Consider the following 18903-nt stretch of genomic DNA (forward strand, 5'->3'; position numbering starts at 1 on the left):
TCGACCGGGGATTCCTGACCGCCCGATAGCCTCGACCCATGCCGACCATCCGGGTGATCTCAGCCGACGAGCACCGCGACTACCTCGCGACCCTCCCGTCGGCGAGCTTCTTGCAGACGCCGGGCTGGGCGAAGGTCAAGAGCGAGTGGCGTTCGGAGCACCTGGCCTGGGTGGACGGCGACGGCACCACCGTCGGGGCGGCGCTGGTCCTCTACCGACAGCTCCCGCGGCTGAAGCGCTACCTGGCCTACCTCCCGGAGGGGCCGGTGATCGACTGGTCGACCGACGCCCTCGGCGACTGGCTCGACCCGTTGGTGCGGCACCTGAAGCGCGAGGGGGCGTTCGCCGTACGCATCGGGCCGCCGGTCGTCACCCGCCGCTGGTCGGCCGCACAGATCAAGGACGGCATCGCCGACCCGGCCGTCGACCGGCTCGGCCAGGTCGCACCGCTCGAGCGGTCGGCGGCCGGCGCGCGTGTCGTCGCCCAGCTGCACGAGCTGGGCTGGCGTCACCAGGGGGCCGAGGGCGGCTTCGCGGCCGGGCAGCCCCAGTTCGTCTACCAGGTCCCGTTGGTGACGCCCGAGGGCGAGCCACACACCGAGGAGTCGCTCCTCAAGGGCATGAACCAGCTCTGGCGCCGCAACATCAAGAAGGCCGCGAAGGAGGGGGTCGAGGTCGCCACCGCCACGCGCGCCGACCTCAAGGCGTTCCACGACCTCTACGTCCACACCGCCGAGCGCGACCACTTCACCCCGCGTCCGCTGCGCTACTTCGAGGTCATGTACGACGCCCTCAACGCCGATGCCCCCGACCGGCTCAAGCTCTGGCTGGCGCGCCACGAGGGCGACCTGGTCGCCGCCACGCTCGCGGTCCGCGTCGGTCAGCACTCCTGGTACTCCTACGGCGCCTCCTCCACCGAGAAGCGCGAGGTCCGCGGCTCCAACGCCGTCCAGTGGGCGATGATGCGCGACGCGCTCGCCGAGGGCGCGACCGTCTACGACCTGCGCGGCATCACCGAGACGCTCGACGCCGACGACTCCCACGTCGGGCTGATCCAGTTCAAGGTCGGCACGGGTGGCGAGGCGGTCGAGTACGCCGGCGAGTGGGACCTCCCGGTCAACCGGGCGCTCTACAAGGCGTTCCAGCTCTACCTGAGCCGGCGGTAGGGATGAGCCTCACCCTCACCGTCGACGGCGCGCGCTGGCGGGCCCACCTGGAGTCCGTCGCCGACGCCAACCCCGGCATCGTGCCGGTCGCCAAGGGCAACGGCTACGGCTTCACGACCGGCCGCCTGGCCCGCAAGGCGCAGTGGCTCAAGGACCGCGGCCACGACGTGACGGCTCTCGCCGTCGGGACGTACGGCGAGATCACCGATGTCGCCTCCCGGTGGGACGGCGACATCGTGGTGCTCACCCCCTGGCGCCCGTTCGTCGCGGCCCTCGATGCCGCACTGACCCGGCGGGTCGTCCACACGGTCAGCCGCCTGGAGGACCTCGAGCAGCTACTGACGCTCTCCCCGACCGCCCGCATCGTGCTCGAGCGCACCACGAGCATGCGCCGCCACGGCATGTCGGGTCGCGAGATGTGGGAGGCCGGCGAGGTGCTGCGCCGCCATCCCGACGCACGCCTCGAGGGCGTCGCGCTGCACCTCCCTCTCCAGCAGGGCAACCACCTCGGCGAGGTCGGTCGACTGCTCACCGACGCGATCGCGGCCGACTGCGGCATCGAGACCGTCTGGGTCAGCCACCTCACCGACGGCGAGCTCGCCACGCTCCGCGAGCAGTACGCCGACTTCCGGATCCGCCCGCGCATCGGCACCCAGCTCTGGCTCGGTGACCGGGGTGCGCTGCGCGTGACCGCCACGGTCCTCGACGTGCACCCGGTCGAGAAGGGGGACAGCTTCGGCTACCGGGCGCGCACCGCGCCGAAGTCCGGCCACCTGCTCGTCGTCAGCGGCGGCACCGCCCACGGGATCGGCCTCGAGGCGCCGACGGGCGAGTCGTCCATCAAGGCCCGTGCCGCGACCCTCGCGCGCGGCGGGCTCGACGCGGTCGGGTTCGTGCGGTCGCCGTACTCCATCGACGGCAAGCAGCGGCTCTTCGCAGAACCGCCGCACATGCAGGCCTCGATGCTCTTCCTACCGAACGGCGCGCGCGTGCCGTCCGTGGGCGACGTGATCGACGTGCGGGTCCGCTACACCGCGACCTCGTTCGACGAGATCGTCATCGCCTGACCCGGGCACCACCTCGGGCCGGTCCCGGGCCGGGTCGTGGTGGGGCAGCAGCATGTCGCGCACCACCATCACCACCAGGTAGAGCTCGCACGCCATCCGCACCACGATGCCGACCCAGTAGAACCCCGGGTCGCCACCACCGGCGGGCTGGAGGTAGCCGCCGAGGTACCACCAGACCGTGCAGAAGTAGAAGATCTCGCCGGCCTGCCAGATGATCTGGTCGCGCCAGCGCGGACGGGCGAGCACGGCCAGCGGCAGCAGCCAGAGGACGTATTGCGGCGAGTACACCTTGTTGACGAGGAGGAAGCCCGCCACGATCAGGAAGCCGAGCTGGGCCAGCCTCGGGGTCTCGGCAGGATCGCCGGGCGAGCTCCTCGACCACCGGTTGCGCATCGGACGGCCGGCGAGCAGCCCGAGCACGAGCACGCCGACGCACCAGGCGCCGAAGAACAACCACGACCAGGTGTTGATGGTGTGCACCTGGACGCCGTCGGCGCGCACCTGGTCGATGATCAGCCACACCGAGCCGAGGTCGGGGCCCCGGTCGGCGTTGAACGACCAGAAGACCTTCCACTCGGCTGCACCGCTGAGGTAGGCGGGCAGGTTCACCACGCCCCACGTCACCGCGGCCCACACGGCTGCCAGGCCGAAGGCGGCGTAGCGCCGTTGCCGGATGCAGATGACCAGCAGCGCGCCGAGGAGGAAGAGCGGGTAGAGCTTGACCGCGGCGCCGAGCCCGATGAGCGCCCCGGTCAGCACTGATCGTTCGCGTGACCAGGCGAGCAGTGCCAGCGCCACGAGCGCGACGGAGATGAGGTCCCAGTTGATGAGGCCGGTCAGCAGGAGGGTCGGGGAGAGGGCGAAGGCGGCGGCGTCCCAGGGCCGTCCGCGATCGACGCGCGAGAGCGCCCACCCCGCGGCCAGGGCCATCAGCGCGAACCCAGCGGCGTTGACCAGGACGAAGATCGTCAGCTCGCGGTCGACGTCCTTGTCACCGGACAGCTCGGTCACCGGTCGGTCGGCGCGCGCGTCGACATCGGGACTGCCGTCGATCTTCTGGGTCAACCACGCCGTTCCGTAGGCCCAGTAGGCGATGCCGACCGGGTACTCCATCACCTGGTAGCGGTTCCGGGTCTCGGTGTCGTCGCTGTAGGGCCACGACAGCTCGGCCAGCCCGCGCCCGACGTAGAGCGGGCGCAGGTCGGAGTAGCACATGTGGGAGTAGACCCAGTTCTGGTCCTTGCCCTCCGCCAGCGAGCAGGGAGCCTTCTGCACGATGCCGAGGGCGAAGACCACCGCGGTCATCAACAGCAGGACGCGGGTGGGGGTCCACCACCGGTGGCGGCCGGCGTGGTCGCCGACGGGTCCACCGACCACCTCGCTGACGGCGGCCACCACCCGGTCGTCCCGGGTGGGGTGGACGTGGGTCATCCCCGGGAGGCCCGGCGTCGCCGTTGCGTACGACGGCCGCGGTGACCGGTCGCCGTCGAGCGCGGCCCCCCGCTGGGCGCCCCGCTGGTGGTGCCCGTGTCCGTCGGCTGGGTGGGCGTGGTGTCCGTCGGGGTCGTCGGCTCGGTCGGCGTCGTCGGCGGCGCGGACGTCGGCTCCGAGCTCGGCGGCTGGGTCGTCGGCTCCGAGGTCTCCGGGGCCTGCGTCGTCTTCGTCTTCGTCGGCTTCGGCGGCGGCGGCGTGTAGGGCTCGTGGCCGGTGACCGGGGCCTCCCCGTCGACGTACGCCGGCGGCGGGAACGGGATCGGGTCGAGACCCTCCATGTCGCGTTCCATCACCGCGCGCCAGGTCTGGGCCGGGTAGGCGCCACCGAAGTACGACGGCAGCCAGCCCTTGAGCTCCTGGTTGCCCCGCCCACGGACGTACATGACCGAGGTCGAGAGCTGCGCGGTGAAGCCGGTGAACCAGGCCGAGGAGACCTCGCCGAGACCGTTGGTCGCCGTGCCGGTCTTGCCGGCGGCCGGCCAGGCGAAGCCGCTCAGCGACGAGGCGGCGGTGCCGGCCTTGACGACCTCCTGCATGGCGTACGAGACGTCGGCGTCGATGTCCTCGGGCAGGGCCCGATGCGTCTGCACCTTGTGGTCGTAGCGGGTGTCGCCGTTGGCGTCGACGACCTTCTCGATGATGAACGGCTCCGCGGCGACGCCGCCGTTGGCGATGGTGGCGTAGGCGTTGGCCATGTTGATCGGGCTGACCGTCTGGGACCCGAGCGCGACCTGCTCGTTGGCCTGGAGGCCCTCGGTCTCGTCGGGGAAGCCGAACTTGTCCTTGCCGGCCTCGGCCGGCGGGATCCCCATGTCCTCGGCGGTGTCGACGATCTTCTGGGGGCCGTCCTCCATCGACGTGGTCAGGTCGACGTACGCCGTGTTGATGGAGTCCTCGGTCGCCTTGATGAGGTTGACGCGGCCGTAGTCGTAGTCCTGCTCGTTCTCCACGGTGTAGCCGTTGTCGGTGGTGAACGGCGAGTCGCCGGTGAAGGTGTCCTTGAGGGAGAAGCCGTCCTTGATGCCTGCCGCGAGCGCGAACGGCTTGAAGCTCGAGCCGGCCTGACCGCCCTCGACCGCCCAGTTGAGCTGGGAGAGCAGGTAGTCCTGGCCCGCGTAGATGCCGCGCACCGCGCCGGTGCCCGGCTCGACCGACGCCACCGCGACGTGCAGGTTCTTGTAGCCGAAGCCGTCCGGGCGCGCCTCGCGCATGCCCTCCAGGGCGGCGTCCATCGCCTTCTTGGTGAAGGTGGTGGTGACCTTGAGCCCGCCGCCGTTGATCTCCTGCTCGCTGAACCCGAGCCGGAGCAGCTCCTTCTTGACCATCGCCAGGACGTGGCCCTTCTGCTGGCCGTAGGAGTCCTCGGCCGCGGGCGGGTCGAAGTGCGGCAGCTTCGGGTAGGCGCGCTGCTCCTGCTGGTCGGTGATCGTGCCCATCTTGGCCATGGCACCGATGACGTACTGGTAGCGGCCCTTGAGGGCGGCCTTCGCGTCCTTGCCGTTGGCGGGGTCGAGGTCGTTGGGGTCGTTGAGCACGGCGGCGAGCACCGCGCTCTGCTGGAGGTCCAGGTCCTTCGCGTCGACCTGGAAGTACGCCTGCGCGGCCGCCTGGACGCCGTAGGCACCCCGGCCGAAGTAGATCGTGTTGAGGTAGCCCTCGAGCACGTCCTGCTTCGAGAGCTGGTTCTTGATCTTGAGGGAGAGGATCGCCTCCTTGACCTTGCGCTTCCAGGTGCGCTCCTGGCTCAGGTAGAGGATCTTCACGTACTGCTGGGTGATCGTGGACCCGCCCTGGGTCACGTTGCCGGTGGCGTTGCTGAAGGCGGCGCGCAGGATGCCCTGCGGGTCGATGCCCGAGTTGGTCCAGAAGGTCTGGTCCTCCGCGGCGACGACCGCGTCCTTGATGGTGTCGGGCATCTCCTCGTAGTCGATCGTGTCGCGCTTCTGGATCGCGAAGTCCCCGAGGTCGGTCTTGCCGTCGGAGTAGTAGACGTGGGTCGTCTGCGTCAGGTACTCGGAGTTGGGGCTCGGGATGTCGATCGAGCGGTAGGCGACGTAGAAGAGGCCGGCCATGATCAGCACCAGCACCAGGCCGGAGATCGCGCCCCACTTGGCCACCCACAGCAGGCGCTGCTGCCAGGTCTTCGGCTGCTTGTCCTTGGCGGCGCCGCTCTTCGCGCCCTTCGCCCCACCCTTGGCGGAGGCGGTGGAGCCGCTCTTCGACGTCGACGAGGTCTTCGCCGAGTCCGCCTTGCGCTTGCCGTCCGCCAACGTCCTGCCTCACTCGATGCTTCGGGGGGTCGGCCGGTGCGCACGAACGGCACCGGCAATGCCGCAGATCAGGGTACGGGCCAGGCGAGAAGGTCCCCCATTCGCCACTCTTGATCCATCGAAAGTTCAGATTCCGCGGATATATCGCTACGATAGATCGCATGGCACGGCGTGGCGACACCATCGAGCTCGCAGTCCTCGGACTGCTGCACGAGGGACCCATGCACGGCTACGAGCTCCGCAAGCGCCTCAACCTGATGCTCGGGTGGGGCCGGTTGCTCTCCTACGGCTCGCTCTACCCGGCGTTGAAGAAGATGCTCCGCGGCAACCTCATCTCCGAGGTCACCGCACCCGTGAGCGCGACCTCACGCCGGCCCCGGATCACCTACCAGGTGACCGAGAAGGGCACCGCCGAGTTCCACCGGCTGATGTCGGAGGTCGGTCCCACCGCGTGGGAGGACGACAACTTCGACATCCGCTTCCGGTTCTTCTCCTCGACCGACATGGAGATCCGGTTGCGCGTGCTGGAGGGGCGTCGCTCGCGTCTGCAGGAGCGGCTCGACCGCGTCCAGCGCGAGCTGCAGATGACCCAGAAGGAAGTCGACCGCTACGCCACCGAGCTTCAGCGGCACGGGGTCGAGTCCGTGGAGCGCGAGGTCCGCTGGCTGTCCGACCTGATCAACGCCGAGCGCGGCGCCACCGGCGCGCAACCGGCCACCGCAGCAGAGAACGATTGATGGAAAACGACCAAGGAAGGAATCCCATGGGTTCGGTTCGAGTAGCGATTGCCGGCGTCGGCAATTGCGCCACGTCTCTCATCCAGGGCGTGCACTACTACCGGGACGCCGACCCCAGCGGCACCGTCCCCGGTCTGATGCACGTCACGTTCGGCGACTACCACGTGAGCGACGTCGAGTTCGTCGCCGCGTTCGACGTCGACGACAAGAAGGTCGGCAAGGACCTGTCCGAGGCCATCAACGCCTCGGAGAACAACACCATCCAGATCTGCGACGTGCCGACCATCGGCGTCGAGGTCCAGCGTGGCCCGACCCTCGACGGTCTCGGCAAGTACTACCGGATGACCATCGAGGAGTCCGGCGCGGAGCCGGTCGACGTCGTGCAGGCGCTCAAGGACTCCGGTGCCGACGTCCTCGTGTCCTACCTCCCGGTGGGCTCGGAGGAGGCCGACAAGTTCTACGCCCAGTGCGCGATCGACGCCGGTGTGGCCTTCGTCAACGCCCTGCCCGTCTTCATCGCCTCCGACCCCGAGTGGGCCAAGAAGTTCGAGGACGCGGGCGTCCCGATCGTCGGCGACGACATCAAGTCGCAGGTCGGTGCCACCATCACCCACCGGGTGATGGCGAAGCTGTTCGAGGACCGCGGCGTGGTGCTGGACCGCACCTACCAGCTCAACGTCGGCGGCAACATGGACTTCAAGAACATGCTCGAGCGCGAGCGCCTGGAGTCCAAGAAGATCTCCAAGACGCAGGCCGTGACCTCCAACCTCAACGGCCCGCTGGCCGGGGTCGGCGCGGACGACCGCAACGTGCACATCGGCCCGTCCGACTACGTCGCCTGGCTCGACGACCGCAAGTGGGCCTACGTCCGGCTCGAGGGCCGCGCGTTCGGTGACGTCCCGCTCAACCTGGAGTACAAGCTCGAGGTCTGGGACTCCCCCAACTCCGCCGGCATCATCATCGACGCCGTCCGTGCCGCGAAGATCGCCAAGGACCGCGGCATCGGCGGCCCGATCATCCCCGCGTCGGCGTACCTCATGAAGAGCCCGCCGGTGCAGATCGAGGACACCGAGGGCCGCCTCCTGCTGGAGAAGTTCATCTCCGGCGAGTGACGCCTCGTACCACCTGAGAGCCGCGGATCCCCCGGGATCCGCGGTTCTCGCTTTTTCATGGTCGTGGGCCCGTCACCGCGTCTCGATACGTCGCGCAGCCCCCGCTGGTCGAGGAGGTCGCGCAGCCCCCGCTGGTCGAGGAGGTCGCGCAGCCCCCGCTGGTCGAGGAGGTCGCGCAGCTTCCGCTGGTCGAGGAGGTCGCGCAGCGACCGTCTCGAGACCCGGTGACGTACCCACCCACCGTCCCCACACCCGAGGGAGCCGGGGCCTCACCCGAGTGCGTACGCCCGGGGCGTCCCGAGGCCTTTGAGCTCCAGGCCCTCGACCGGCGCACAGGCGACGGTGCGGTCCAGCTCGGCGTACGTCGCGTGGTCGACGAGCACCTGCCCGGAGGCCGCTCCGCCGCACAGCCGGGCGGCGAGGTTCACGACGCCGCCGAGCGGGGTGTAGTCGTAGCGGCCGTCGAAGCCGACGACGCCCAAGGTGGCGTAGCCGTAGGCCAGTCCGATGCCGTAGCTCAGGTCGTGACCACGGCGCTGCCACTCCGCCACCAGTGCGTCGAGCGGTGCGCGGAGGTCGGCGACCATCGCCACGGCGGCGCGGGCCGGTTCCGCGTGCGGCACCGGGTCGCCGAGGTAGGCCATGATCCCGTCGCCGGCGTAGCCCCCGATGGTCGCACCGTGCCGCTGCAGCACCTCGCCGACGGTCCGGTAGTACTGGTCGAGGTCGGCGACGACCTCCTCCGGCTCCGACTCCTTCGTGAAGGCCGTGAACCCGCGCAGGTCGCAGAAGAAGACCGCGATCTGCTGCCGGTGCGGGCGGATGAGCTCCTCGCCGTCCGCGGAGAGTACGGCGTCGGCGACCTGCGGCGTCAGGAACCGGCGCAGACCGCCGAGCCGCTCGATCTCCTCGACCTGGGTGGCGACCCGCTCCTCCAGCGTGCGGTTGAGCTCGGCGACCTCCAACCGTGCCGCGTGCTCGGACGTCGCGAGCCGGTCGGCGCGCTGAGCGATGACGCCGAGGATCCACGAGACCGCCACCACGGTGCTGGCGACGGTCGCCCACTGGACCACGGGACCGGCCCAGCCGTCCTGCGCGAACATGACCACCCCGCATCCGGCGATCGCGTTCGCGGCTGCGAGGAGGGCCCACCTCAGCTCGAACAGGTAGAAGGCGAAGGGCAGAGCCTCGAGGTAGAACACGGTCACGATGCCGAAGTGGGGGCCGACGGCCCACATCGCGGCCGACGACACGAAGCCCATCGAGAGCACGGCGACCAGCCCGGCGAGCGGCGAGTAGCGCCGGAGGACGCGCGGCGACGGCAGCAGGAGTCCGAGGAGCACCAGGACGCTGACCGCGAGCACGACGCACCCGATGACCCGCATCGCTGCCGGGTGCACCACTCCGGGCAGGCTGCCCGCGACGACGAAGGCGGCGCCGGACGCCTGGACGGACAGGACGACGGAGATCACCCACTGCTGCACGAGGACGCGCATCGGCACCGTGCGCATCACGCGCGCCATCGGGCCGTCCCACGGCTCGGCGTCGGCCGCGGCGACCTCGGGGGAGCTCAGGTCCCAGAACCGCATGCTCGAGGCTAGCGCCGCGCGGGCCTCCGCGACGTCAGGGTGATCCCCACATTCCGGGGGCAGGTCAGCGCTCGGCGTCGGCCTTGATCGTCCGCAGCGTGGCGTTCATGCCGGAGAGCAGCTCCTCGTCGAACCGCTCTAGGCCGCCCATCATCAGGTCCTGCAGCCGGGCGGAGACCGGCGCCAGCCCGTCGGGAGCCGCGCGCCGGTGCGTGACCCGGGTGCCGCCGTCGGGCAGCGCCTCCAGGGAGTAGGACCAGATCGTCTTGTTGTCCTTCACCCGGAAGGCGAACTCCCGGGGCGCGTCCGCGCGGATCACCTTCGACCGCGTCGGCCAGACCTTCCAGCCGCTGCGGTTGATGTTGAGGGTCGTCGTACCGACGTCGCCGTCGCCGCGCTGGAAGGAGCGCACCACCTGCGGGCTGCGGCTCGCCATGCCGGGGAGGTCGGCCACCAGCGGCCACACCTGCTCGGGTGCCGCCGCGATGTCGATGGTGGCCTCGAGCGTCTTCGCCTCGATCGTCATGGTCCGCGACCCTAGGCCCACGTCGGGCGGCCGGGCATCCGACCCAGGTAGGAGGTGCTACATGGCGCGCGTCACGGTGATCGTGGAGTTGGTGCAGCCCGCAGCAAGGTTCTGCATCGCGGTCTTCTCGGCGCTGTTGACCGACAGCCGCCAGCGGATCTTCACGGCGACGTACTCCCTCAGGTAGCGGCACTTGTCGTAGGTGGGCTGCCACTCCGCGATGTCCTGGTCGCCCTTGGCCTGGTTGACCGTGTCGGTCACGCCCACCAGCGTGCGGTAGTCGCCGAGGTCGTTGGCGTAGGCCTGCCGCTGCGCCGTGGTCCAGCTGCGCGCGCCGGAGTCCCAGGCCTCGGCGAGCGGCACGAGGTGGTCGATGTCGATCCGCCCGGGATCGGTCCACGACACCCGGTCGTAGTAGGAGAACCAGCGGCCGCCCGTGAGGTTGGCACACGTCACCGACGTCTCCGACTCCAGGTCCAGCACCTCGTTGCGGGTGCTGCAGCCGTCGCCGTCGGCGTCGACCCAGTGCGGGAAGAGGCTGCGCGAGTAGCCGGTGCGCACCTCCGCCTTCACGGTCAGCGAGGAGATGGCCGTGGTGAGCGGGGCGGAGTAGGTGCCACCCGCGGCCTGCGCGGCCGGCGCCGGGCCGAGCGGCACGAGGAGGGCGGCGAGCACCGCCGTGACGAGCGAGAGGGCGAGCTTCTGCATGGGGGCCTCCGAGTCAGCGCGTGAGCCGATCGTGCCACCACGGAGGCGTCAGCGGGAGCCCCACCACGCCAGAAGTGCCGCGCGGGCGTCGTCCTCGGTCATCGGCCCGTTGTCGAGCCGCAGCTCCAGGAGCATCTTGTAGGCCTCGCCGACGTCGCGACCCGGCGGGATCTGCAGGATTTCCATGATCTGGTTGCCGTCGAGGTCCGGCCTGATCGACGCCAGCTCCTCCTCCTGCGAGAGCCGGTCGATGCGCTCCTCCAGGTCGTCATACGTACGACGGAGCTTCTCGGCCTTGCGCCGGTTGCGGGTCGTGCAGTCGGCGCGTGTCAGCACGTGGAGGCGGTCCAGCTGGTCGCCGGCGTCGCGGACGTAGCGGCGCACCGCGGAGTCGGTCCACTCCCCCGAGCCGTAGCCGTGGAAGCGCAGGTGCAGCTCGACCAGGTGGCAGACCGCGTCGGTCTCGTCGCCGGAGAAGCGCAGGGCCTGCATCCGCTTGCGGGTGATCTTCGCGCCGACCACGTCGTGGTGGTGGAAGGTCACGGTGCCGTCGTCGAGGAAGCGCCGGGTCTTCGGCTTGCCGACGTCGTGCATCAGCGCGGCGAAACGGGAGACGAAGTCGGGCCGGCCCCCCAGCCGCTCCTCCAGGTCGATGGCCTGCTCGAGGACGGTCAGGGTGTGCTCGTACACGTCCTTGTGCCGGTGGTGCTCGTCGCGCTCGAGCTTGAGCCGCGGCAGCTCGGGGAGCACGTGGTCGGCGAGGCCGGTGTCGACCAGCAGGGTCAGGCCGAGCCGCGGGTAGGGGGCACAGACCAGCTTCACCAGCTCGTCGCGCACCCGCTCGGCGGACACGATCGTGATCCGGTCGGCCATGTCGCGCATCGCGGCGACCACCGACTCGTCCACCGTGAACCCGAGCTGGGCGGCGAACCGGGCCGCCCGCATCATCCGCAACGGGTCGTCGGAGAAGGAGTCCTCCGGCCGGCCCGGGGTGCGGAGCACCTTGCCGGCCAGGTCGACCACGCCGCCGTACGGGTCCTCGACCTGGTGGCCCGGCAGCCGCACCGCCATGGCGTTGACGGTGAAGTCGCGCCGGCCGAGGTCACCGGCGAGGGTGTCGCCGTACTGCACCTCCGGCTTGCGGGAGCCGGGGTCGTAGGACTCCGAGCGGTAGGTCGTCACCTCGACCACCCAGTCGCCCTTCCGGCAGCCGATGGTGCCGAAGTCGCGGCCCATGTCCCACCAGGCGTCGCCCCACGCGCGCAGGATCTTCTCCGTCTGCTCCGGCCGGGCGGAGGTGGTGAGGTCGAGGTCGTTCGACGCCCGCCCGAGCATCGCGTCGCGCACCGGCCCGCCGACCAGGGCCAGCTCGTGGCCCGCCGCCGCGAAGAGCTGGCCGAGCTCGTCGATCACCGGCGCGATGCGCGCCAGCTCCGCGGCCACCGCCTGCTGGACGTCGACGAGACGCAGCGGCTCGGAGGAGGGCTCATGGGGCGCGGACACGCCCGGGAGTCTACGGAGAGCCGGCGCGGGCAACGCCCTCCCCTCTCCTCACAGCAACCCCCACTACCCTCGGGGCGTGGTCTTCCGCCGACTGTCGCTGCGCGCTGCCCTGGCAGCGGCGTCGGCCGGCGTCCTCCTCGCGGGGACGGCCGCAGCGGTCCCGGCCCCCGCGCACGCCGACATGGCGGTGCGGAAGAAGGCCCCGCTGCTGGTCACCATCGACCGCCTGACGCCGGGCGAGGTGCCCGACAAGGGGCCCGTCGTCGTCTCCGGCACGGTGGCCAACGTCGACGTCGTTCCCTGGTCGGGGATCAGCGTCTACCCCTTCATCAACGCCGGCCCCGACTGCACCGGCTGCCCACCGCCGATGACCACCTCCAAGGAGCTGGTCGCGGCGGCGGCCTCCGACCCGGAGACGGTCGTGGGCAGCCGGATCGTCGACGTCAGCGACGCCATCGACGAGCTCCAGCCCGGCGAGGTCGCCCACTACCGGATCAAGGTGCCGCGCGACCTCCTGCCCGTCAGCACCCCCGGCGTCTACTGGTTCGGCGTCCACGCGCTCGGAGCGAGCGAGGCCACGCCCGACGACCTCGTCGCCGACGGCCGCGCCCGGACCTTCCTGCCCTACGTCCCGCGCGGGCGGGGCGGGGTGAAGGGCACGGTCGACACCGCGGTCGTCGTGCCGTTGCGCTACCAGATCCGCTACCGGCCCAACGGCTCGATCGCGCACCCCGAGGACTGGACCGAGGCCTTCGGGGCCACCGGCGACCTCGGCGCGCCGCTCGCCTTCGGCTCGTCCGCGATCGGGAAGCCCGTCAACTGGCTGGTCGACCCGGCCGTGCTCGACGCGGCTCGCCGGCTCCGTCGCGGCAACCCGCCCCGCGACCTCGGCCCGTCGTCCGACGACGGCACCGGACCGAGCGCGAGCCCGAGCGGCAGCCCCGGGCCCGACACAGACGCCGACACGGCCGCCGACGACCCGCTCGCCCAGGCGGCGGGCGAGTGGCTCGACTCGGTCGAGCTCCAGGTGCGCGGCGAGGAGGTGCTCGCCCTCCCCTACGGCGACCTGGACATGTCGGCGACGCCGCAGTGGCTGCCCGACCTCTACACCCTGGCCCGCGAGCGCGGCGGCGACGTGCTCTCCTCCTGGGACACCTCGAGCACCCCGGTCGTCGCGTCCCCGGGTGGCTACCTCGACCCCTCGGCCATGCCCCTGATCGACGACGACAGCACGCTGCTCGTCACCGACCGGATGTTCAAGGGACCCGACCACCGCAGCGGACCTCCGGTCGTCGGTGAGTACGACGGCCACACCGTCGCCGCGACGTCCTACGGTGCCGCGACGGGCGGTCCCGGTCCCGAGCCGCGGCTGGGCGCCGTCTCGTTCCGCCAGCGCGTGCTCGCGGAGGCGGCGGTCCGGCTGCTCGGCCGCGGGAAGCGGCACCCGCTGGTCGTGGTGGTCCCGCGCAGCGTCGACACCCGCCGGGCGGAGGCGTTCTGGGACGGCCTGGAGGCCGACTGGCTCCACCTGACCACGGTGTCCGACGCCACCGACCGGACCCCCACCACGGTCGACCCGGCCACCCTCGACTACCCGGTCGACCAGGAGACCGCCGAGCTCGACGCCGCGGTCTTCCAGGAGGTCGACCGCCTGGTCGGCGACGGCACCACCTTGCAGAACGTCCTCACGGAGGCCACCTCGGTCGCCGGCGAGGTGCGCGACGAGGCGCTGGCCGCGTCGTCGTACCACTTCCGCACCCGCCCGACCGCCGACACCAACCGACTCGCTGCCTCGCGGCGCTGGATCGAGCGCCGCCTGCAGTCCATCGACATCTCCGGACCGCCGGGCGTCACCCTGTCGAGCGCCGACGGGACGTTCGCGGTGACCCTCAGCAACAAGCTCGACCGCACGGTCACCGTCCGGATCACGGCCGCGAGCGAGGACGGCGAGCTCGACATCGACGTCGGCCAGAAGGTCGTCGTCGCGGCCCACAGCCGCACGACGATCCCGCTGAAGGCCCACGCCCGCAGCACCGGGGTGCACAACGTGACGCTCACCGTGACCGACGTGGACGGCACCGCCCTCGGCTCGTCGGTCGAGGTGCCGATCCGCTCCGGCCAGGTCAGCGAGATCATCTGGCTGATCCTCGGCTCCGGCCTCGGCATCCTGTTCCTGGCCATCGCCCTGCGGCTGGTCCGCCGCATCCGCGGACGCAGGAAGGCCCAGGCATGACGGACCCCACCGGACCGAGCGGAGACATCGACCCGACCGGAGAGATCGCCGCACCCGACGAGGTCGCGGTTCCGGAGCAGGTCGCCGATCCCGGCGAGCAGCGCGGGATCCTCGCCAGCTCGGCGGTGATGGCGGCCGGCACGGTCGTGTCGCGGTTCAGCGGGTTCATCCGCTCCACGCTGCTGCTCGCGGCGCTGGGCGGTGGTCTGCACGCCGACCTCTTCACGATCGCCAACACCGTCCCCAACATGCTCTACATCCTGCTGGCCGGCGGCGTCTTCAACGCCGTCCTCGTCCCGCAGCTGGTGCGCGCCATGAAGAGCGACGCCGACGGCGGCATGGCGTACGTCGACCGGGTGGTCACGCTGGCCACCCTCTTCCTCGGCGCGGTCACGGTGCTGCTGGTGCTCGCGGCGCCGTGGGTCATGCGCCTGCTGCTCGACAGCCAGTTCAACGACGCCGGGCTCGCCGAGCAGCGGCAGTCGGCGGTCGACTTCGCGCGCTACTGCCTGCCCCAGGTCTTCTTCTACGGCATGTTCGTGCTCGTCGGGCAGGTGCTCAACGCCCGAGGCCGCTTCGGGCCGATGATGTGGGCCCCCATCGCCAACAACGTGATCGCCGTCGGCGTCCTCGTCGTCTACCTCTTCGCGTTCGGCCCCGCGTCGCCGGGCGAGCAGCACGGGGCCTTCTCCGGGTCCGAGGAGCTCCTGCTCGGCATCGGCTCCACGCTCGGCATCGCCGCGCAATTCTTCATCCTGGTGCCCTACCTGCGCTCGGCAGGCATCAGCATCCGGCCCCGCTTCGACTTCCGCGGCACGGGCCTGGGCCACACCCTGCGGCTCGGTGTGTGGACGGTGCTCTTCGTGGTCGTCAACCAGGCGGCGTACGTCGTCGTGGTCCGGCTCGCGTCCGGCGGCACCGCCGCCTCGTCCGAGGGCACCGGCATCACGATCTACTCCAGCGCCCAGCTGGCGGTGATGGTGCCGCACTCGATCATCACCGTGTCGCTGGCCACCGCGATCCTGCCGCGCCTCTCGGCGCACGCCGCTGCGGGTGACGCCGCGGCGCTGTCCCGCACCCTCGTCAGCACCGTCCGCACCGCGCTGGCGGTCGTGGTGCCGTTCGCGGTGCTGCTGCCGCTGATCGCACTGGACACCTCGCAGGTCCTGTGGGGCCACGGTGCGACGGCCGCGACCTACCCACGCTTCGAGACGACCGTGTCGCTCTTCGGGATCGGGGTCGTCTTCTTCACGCTGCACTACCTGACCCTGCGCGGCTTCTACGCCCTCGAGCAGAACCGCACGGTGTTCCTCATCCAGTGCGTGATCGCCGCCGTCAACATCGTCGCGGCCCTGGTCCTGGTCGGGCGCACCGACCCCGACCACACGTCGCCGATGCTGGTGATCGCCTACACGATCGCGTACGGCGTCGGGTCGCTGATCTCCTTCACCGTCCTCTCGCGCCAGCTGAGCGAGCTGCCCCTGCGCCCGATGCTCGGCTTCGTCGCCCGGCTCCTCGTCGCGGCCGCGGCCGGTCTCGGCGCCGCCTGGGTCGTCGACCTCGGCCTCGACGAGCTCCTGTCCCGCGCGCCCGGCGCCGGCGGCTGGTGGTGGGCGGCGGTCGAGGTGATGGTGCTCGGACTCGTCGACGTCGTCGTCCTGCTCCTGCTCGCCCGGCCCCTTCACCTGCGCGAGATCACCTCGGTCGTCGACACCGTCGCCGGGCGGCTGCGTCGCCGCTGACCGACGATCCGAGCGCATCTGCCGATGTCCCCGATCGGTGCGGCCCGCCGCCCTACGATGGAGATCGCAGGCGCCTCGCAGCGACCATGAGAAATGACTGCCGGACGAAGAGGACTGGGGTGGCAACGTCGACTCGACCAGGCGACGTGCTGGCCGGCCGCTATCGGCTGATCGACCTGTTGACCGAGAGCGGTGGTGGGCGGTTCTGGCGAGCCCACGACAACGTGCTGGAGCGCTTCGTCGCCCTGCACGTCATCCCTGACGACGACCCTCGCGCGCCGCTGCTCCTCGCGGCCGCGCGGGAGTCCGCGACGGTCCTGGACTCCCGGATCCTCCGCGTGCTCGACGCGGAGATGCGCGACGGCAGGTGCTTCGTGGTCAACGAGTGGGGCACCGGCACCTCCCTCGACATCCTCGTCACCCACGGTGGACCCCTCGGCCCCCGCCGCTCGGCCTGGCTGGCCGCGGAGGTGGCCGGGGCGATGGCCACCGCGCACTCGCGCGGGGTGGCCCACGGCCGGCTCAACCCTGAGAACGTGCTCATCGACCGGTTGGGGGCCGTGCGCCTGATCGGGCTGTGCGTCGACGCCGCGCTCCACGGACTGCCGGCCGGCCGCATCGACCAGGACCGGCACGACGTCGGCGGCCTGCTCTACTGCTCGCTCACCGCCACCTGGCCGGGCCCCTCCGACTCGATCGTGCCCGCCGCTCCGCACGACCACCACGACGCCGTGCTGGCGCCGCGCCGCGTCCGGGCGGGAGTGCCCCGACCGCTCGACGTGCTGTGGACGGAGATCTCCGAGGACCAGCCGCAGCGACGCCGCTGGCCCGGGCCGCAGCACCACGACCTCGAGGTCTCCACGGCCGCCGCCGTGCGCGAGCGGCTGATGGACTACCTCGGCGGCGACCCCTCCGGGTTGCCCGAGGCGCTCGCCGCGTCGATCCCGCCGATCAACGAGATCCGCCCGGTCGTCCTGCCGCAGGTGCCGGAGATGACCGTGCGCGACTTCGAGCGCACGACCCAGCGCGAGAGCGAGCCGGCCGACCGCGAGCCGGTCCGCACGCCGGGCGCAGCGGAGGCGCGGCGCTCGGCCGACCCACCCATCCCCTCGGCCGCCGAGGTGGCCGGCCTGGTCGACGTGCCCACCGAGGCCGGGATGCCGGTCTTCGACGACGACGACGACGAGGTGGCGTGGTTGCGCGCCCGCGCCACCCCGCCCCCGCCACCGCCGCCCTTCGAGGAGCCCCCCGAGCGACCTCTCTTCGCGCCGGAGCCGCCCGAGGGATCCCCCGCGCGACGGCTGCGGACCGACGTACCGAAGCCCACGGGTGACGCCTCCCTCGCGGCTGCGGGGTTCTGGCCCTGGGACACCGGCGCCGGCCCGGGTGACACCACCGACACCGCAGAGTCCGACGCGGTGCCCGGCCGCAGCTGGCTGCGGCTGGCGATGGTGATCGCGGCCGTGCTGGCGCTCCTCGTGGGCGTCGTCGTCGCGTTCAACCTCGGCCGCGGCCGCACGCCCCTCGGCGCCGAGCGCGACGAGCCGACCCGCACCCTCACCACGCCCGCGCAGCCGACCGCCTCCCCGCTGCCCGGCATCACGGCGCGTGCCTTCGACCCGCTCGGCGGCGACGGCACCGAGAACGACGGCGACGCCGCGCGGGCCGTCGACGGCGACACGGGCACGGCGTGGTCCACGTCGACGTACGACGACCAGCTCGGCCCGTCGGTCCCCGCGCTGAAGTCCGGGGTCGGCCTCTACCTCGACCTCGGCGTCGTGCGCGAGATCGACTCCGTCGACCTGACGCTGGTCGGCGCACCGACCGACGTCCAGCTCTACGCCGCCGACGAACGGCCCACGGCCGCGCCCACGGGCCGCCCGATCGCGTCCGCGACCGCACAGGCCGACGACGTGACGCTCGACCCGGTGTCCTCGGGCGGCGCCAGCACCGCGGTGACCGGGCGCTACCTGCTCGTGTGGTTCACTTCGCTCCCGCAGGTCTCGGGCGGGTTCCGGGGCGGGGTGGCGGAGGTGGTCGTGCATGGACGCTGAGGTGGTCCGCAGCGACGCCGACCTCCTCGCGGACCACGTCGCCGGCGACGCCGATGCGTTCGGAGTGCTGTTCGCCCGTCACCGCGACCGCCTGTGGGCGGTGGCGCTGCGCACCACCGGCGATCCGGAGACGGCGGCCGACGGCCTCCAGGACGGCCTGGTCGCCGCCTTCCGCCGGGCCGGGAGCTTCCGCGGTGAGGCCGCGGTCACCACCTGGCTGCACCGCGTCGTGGTCAACGCCTGCCTCGACCGGCTGCGCGCCGAGAAGGTACGGCGGGCCGACCCCCTGCCCGACGACCTCGACCGCGCCGGACGGGGCTCGCCGACCTCCGTCGTCGGCGACGACCAGCTCGACCCGGCCGAGCACGGCGTCCGCAGCGAGCGTCGCGCGCAGGTGCTGGCGGCGCTGGCGCAGCTGCCGGCCGAGCAGCGGGCCGCCCTGGTGCTGGTCGACATGGAGGGCTACCCGGTCGCCGAGGCCGCCCAGATCCTCGACTGCCCGGAGGGCACCGTGAAGAGCCGGTGCTCCCGCGGTCGCGCCCGGCTGGCCGGACTGCTGCGCCCCCTCCTCGACGAGACCGACCCCGACCCGGCGCCGGACGGTCCTGCCGGGAACCCGTCAGCCGCGGCGGACGTCGGATCCCTGTCCCCCAGGGGTCCGCCGGGAGATCCCGCACCCGGCCCCGCCTGACCCTGCCCGAC

14 protein-coding genes are annotated in these 18903 nt (G+C 71.7%); 8 read left to right on the forward strand and 6 right to left on the reverse strand.

The window, feature by feature from the left end; all coding sequences use genetic code 11:
* Window positions 1–38: 38 nt before the first annotated feature.
* Entirely contained in the window at window positions 39–1166 is a 1128-nt protein-coding gene (locus ACAX67_RS02120) for a lipid II:glycine glycyltransferase FemX (RefSeq protein WP_370702160.1), read from the forward strand.
* Window positions 1167–1168: 2 nt separating this feature from the next.
* Window positions 1169–2233 carry an alanine racemase gene (locus ACAX67_RS02125; protein ID WP_370702161.1) on the forward strand — a complete coding sequence of 355 codons (1065 nt, stop codon included), beginning with the start codon at window positions 1169–1171 and terminating at the stop codon, window positions 2231–2233.
* Here the strand turns inward: ACAX67_RS02125 and ACAX67_RS02130 are convergent.
* Both ACAX67_RS02130 and ACAX67_RS02135 read right to left on the reverse strand, forming a co-directional pair.
* Window positions 2138–3664 (reverse strand): glycosyltransferase family 87 protein, encoded by a 1527-nt coding sequence (locus ACAX67_RS02130; protein WP_370702162.1) that lies wholly within the window; start codon window positions 3662–3664, stop codon window positions 2138–2140. The two genes, ACAX67_RS02125 and ACAX67_RS02130, sit on opposite strands and share 96 nt — an antisense overlap.
* A complete protein-coding gene (locus tag ACAX67_RS02135) occupies window positions 3661–5997 on the reverse strand; it encodes a transglycosylase domain-containing protein (protein WP_370702163.1) in 2337 nt (778 codons plus the stop codon). The genes ACAX67_RS02130 and ACAX67_RS02135 overlap by 4 nt, the downstream gene beginning before the upstream one ends.
* 161 nt (window positions 5998–6158) lie before the next feature.
* Between ACAX67_RS02135 and ACAX67_RS02140 the strand changes: the two genes are divergently transcribed.
* Together ACAX67_RS02140 and ACAX67_RS02145 are read left to right on the forward strand one after the other, a co-directional pair.
* Complete coding sequence (locus ACAX67_RS02140) at window positions 6159–6734, forward strand: PadR family transcriptional regulator (protein ID WP_370702164.1); 576 nt, start codon at window positions 6159–6161, stop codon at window positions 6732–6734.
* A gap of 26 nt (window positions 6735–6760) precedes the next feature.
* Complete coding sequence (locus ACAX67_RS02145; protein ID WP_370702165.1) at window positions 6761–7846, forward strand: inositol-3-phosphate synthase; 1086 nt, start codon at window positions 6761–6763, stop codon at window positions 7844–7846.
* 269 nt (window positions 7847–8115) lie between these two features.
* Here the strand turns inward: ACAX67_RS02145 and ACAX67_RS02150 are convergent, their stop codons facing one another.
* The 4 genes from ACAX67_RS02150 to ACAX67_RS02165 all read right to left on the reverse strand — a co-directional run bounded on the left by ACAX67_RS02150 (window position 8116) and on the right by ACAX67_RS02165 (window position 12112).
* Window positions 8116–9435, reverse strand: coding sequence for an adenylate/guanylate cyclase domain-containing protein (locus ACAX67_RS02150; protein ID WP_370702166.1), 1320 nt, complete (start codon window positions 9433–9435; stop codon window positions 8116–8118).
* 64 nt (window positions 9436–9499) lie between these two features.
* Window positions 9500–9961, reverse strand: a complete 462-nt coding sequence (locus ACAX67_RS02155) for an SRPBCC family protein (RefSeq protein WP_370702167.1) — start codon at window positions 9959–9961, stop codon at window positions 9500–9502.
* Window positions 9962–10018: 57 nt separating this feature from the next.
* Entirely contained in the window at window positions 10019–10669 is a 651-nt protein-coding gene (locus ACAX67_RS02160; RefSeq protein ID WP_370702168.1) for an HNH endonuclease family protein, read from the reverse strand.
* Between the two features lie 48 nt (window positions 10670–10717).
* Complete coding sequence (locus ACAX67_RS02165) at window positions 10718–12112, reverse strand: CCA tRNA nucleotidyltransferase (protein WP_370703631.1); 1395 nt, start codon at window positions 12110–12112, stop codon at window positions 10718–10720.
* A 136-nt stretch (window positions 12113–12248) separates the two neighbouring features.
* Between ACAX67_RS02165 and ACAX67_RS02170 the strand changes: the two genes are divergently transcribed.
* From ACAX67_RS02170 to sigM, 4 genes are all read left to right on the forward strand, one after another.
* Window positions 12249–14405 (forward strand): DUF6049 family protein, encoded by a 2157-nt coding sequence (locus ACAX67_RS02170; RefSeq protein ID WP_370702169.1) that lies wholly within the window; start codon window positions 12249–12251, stop codon window positions 14403–14405.
* Window positions 14402–16147, forward strand: a complete 1746-nt coding sequence (gene murJ, locus ACAX67_RS02175; RefSeq protein WP_370702170.1) for a murein biosynthesis integral membrane protein MurJ — start codon at window positions 14402–14404, stop codon at window positions 16145–16147. Before ACAX67_RS02170 ends, murJ begins: the two co-directional genes overlap by 4 nt.
* Before the next feature lie 119 nt (window positions 16148–16266).
* Window positions 16267–18201, forward strand: a complete 1935-nt coding sequence (locus ACAX67_RS02180; RefSeq protein WP_370702171.1) for a hypothetical protein — start codon at window positions 16267–16269, stop codon at window positions 18199–18201.
* Window positions 18191–18892 carry an RNA polymerase sigma factor SigM gene (sigM, locus tag ACAX67_RS02185; protein WP_370702172.1) on the forward strand — a complete coding sequence of 234 codons (702 nt, stop codon included), beginning with the start codon at window positions 18191–18193 and terminating at the stop codon, window positions 18890–18892. The genes ACAX67_RS02180 and sigM overlap by 11 nt, the downstream gene beginning before the upstream one ends.
* Window positions 18893–18903: the final 11 nt, after the last annotated feature.

The organism is Nocardioides candidus, assembly GCF_041321175.1.
Classification (GTDB): Bacteria; Actinomycetota; Actinomycetes; order Propionibacteriales; family Nocardioidaceae; genus Nocardioides.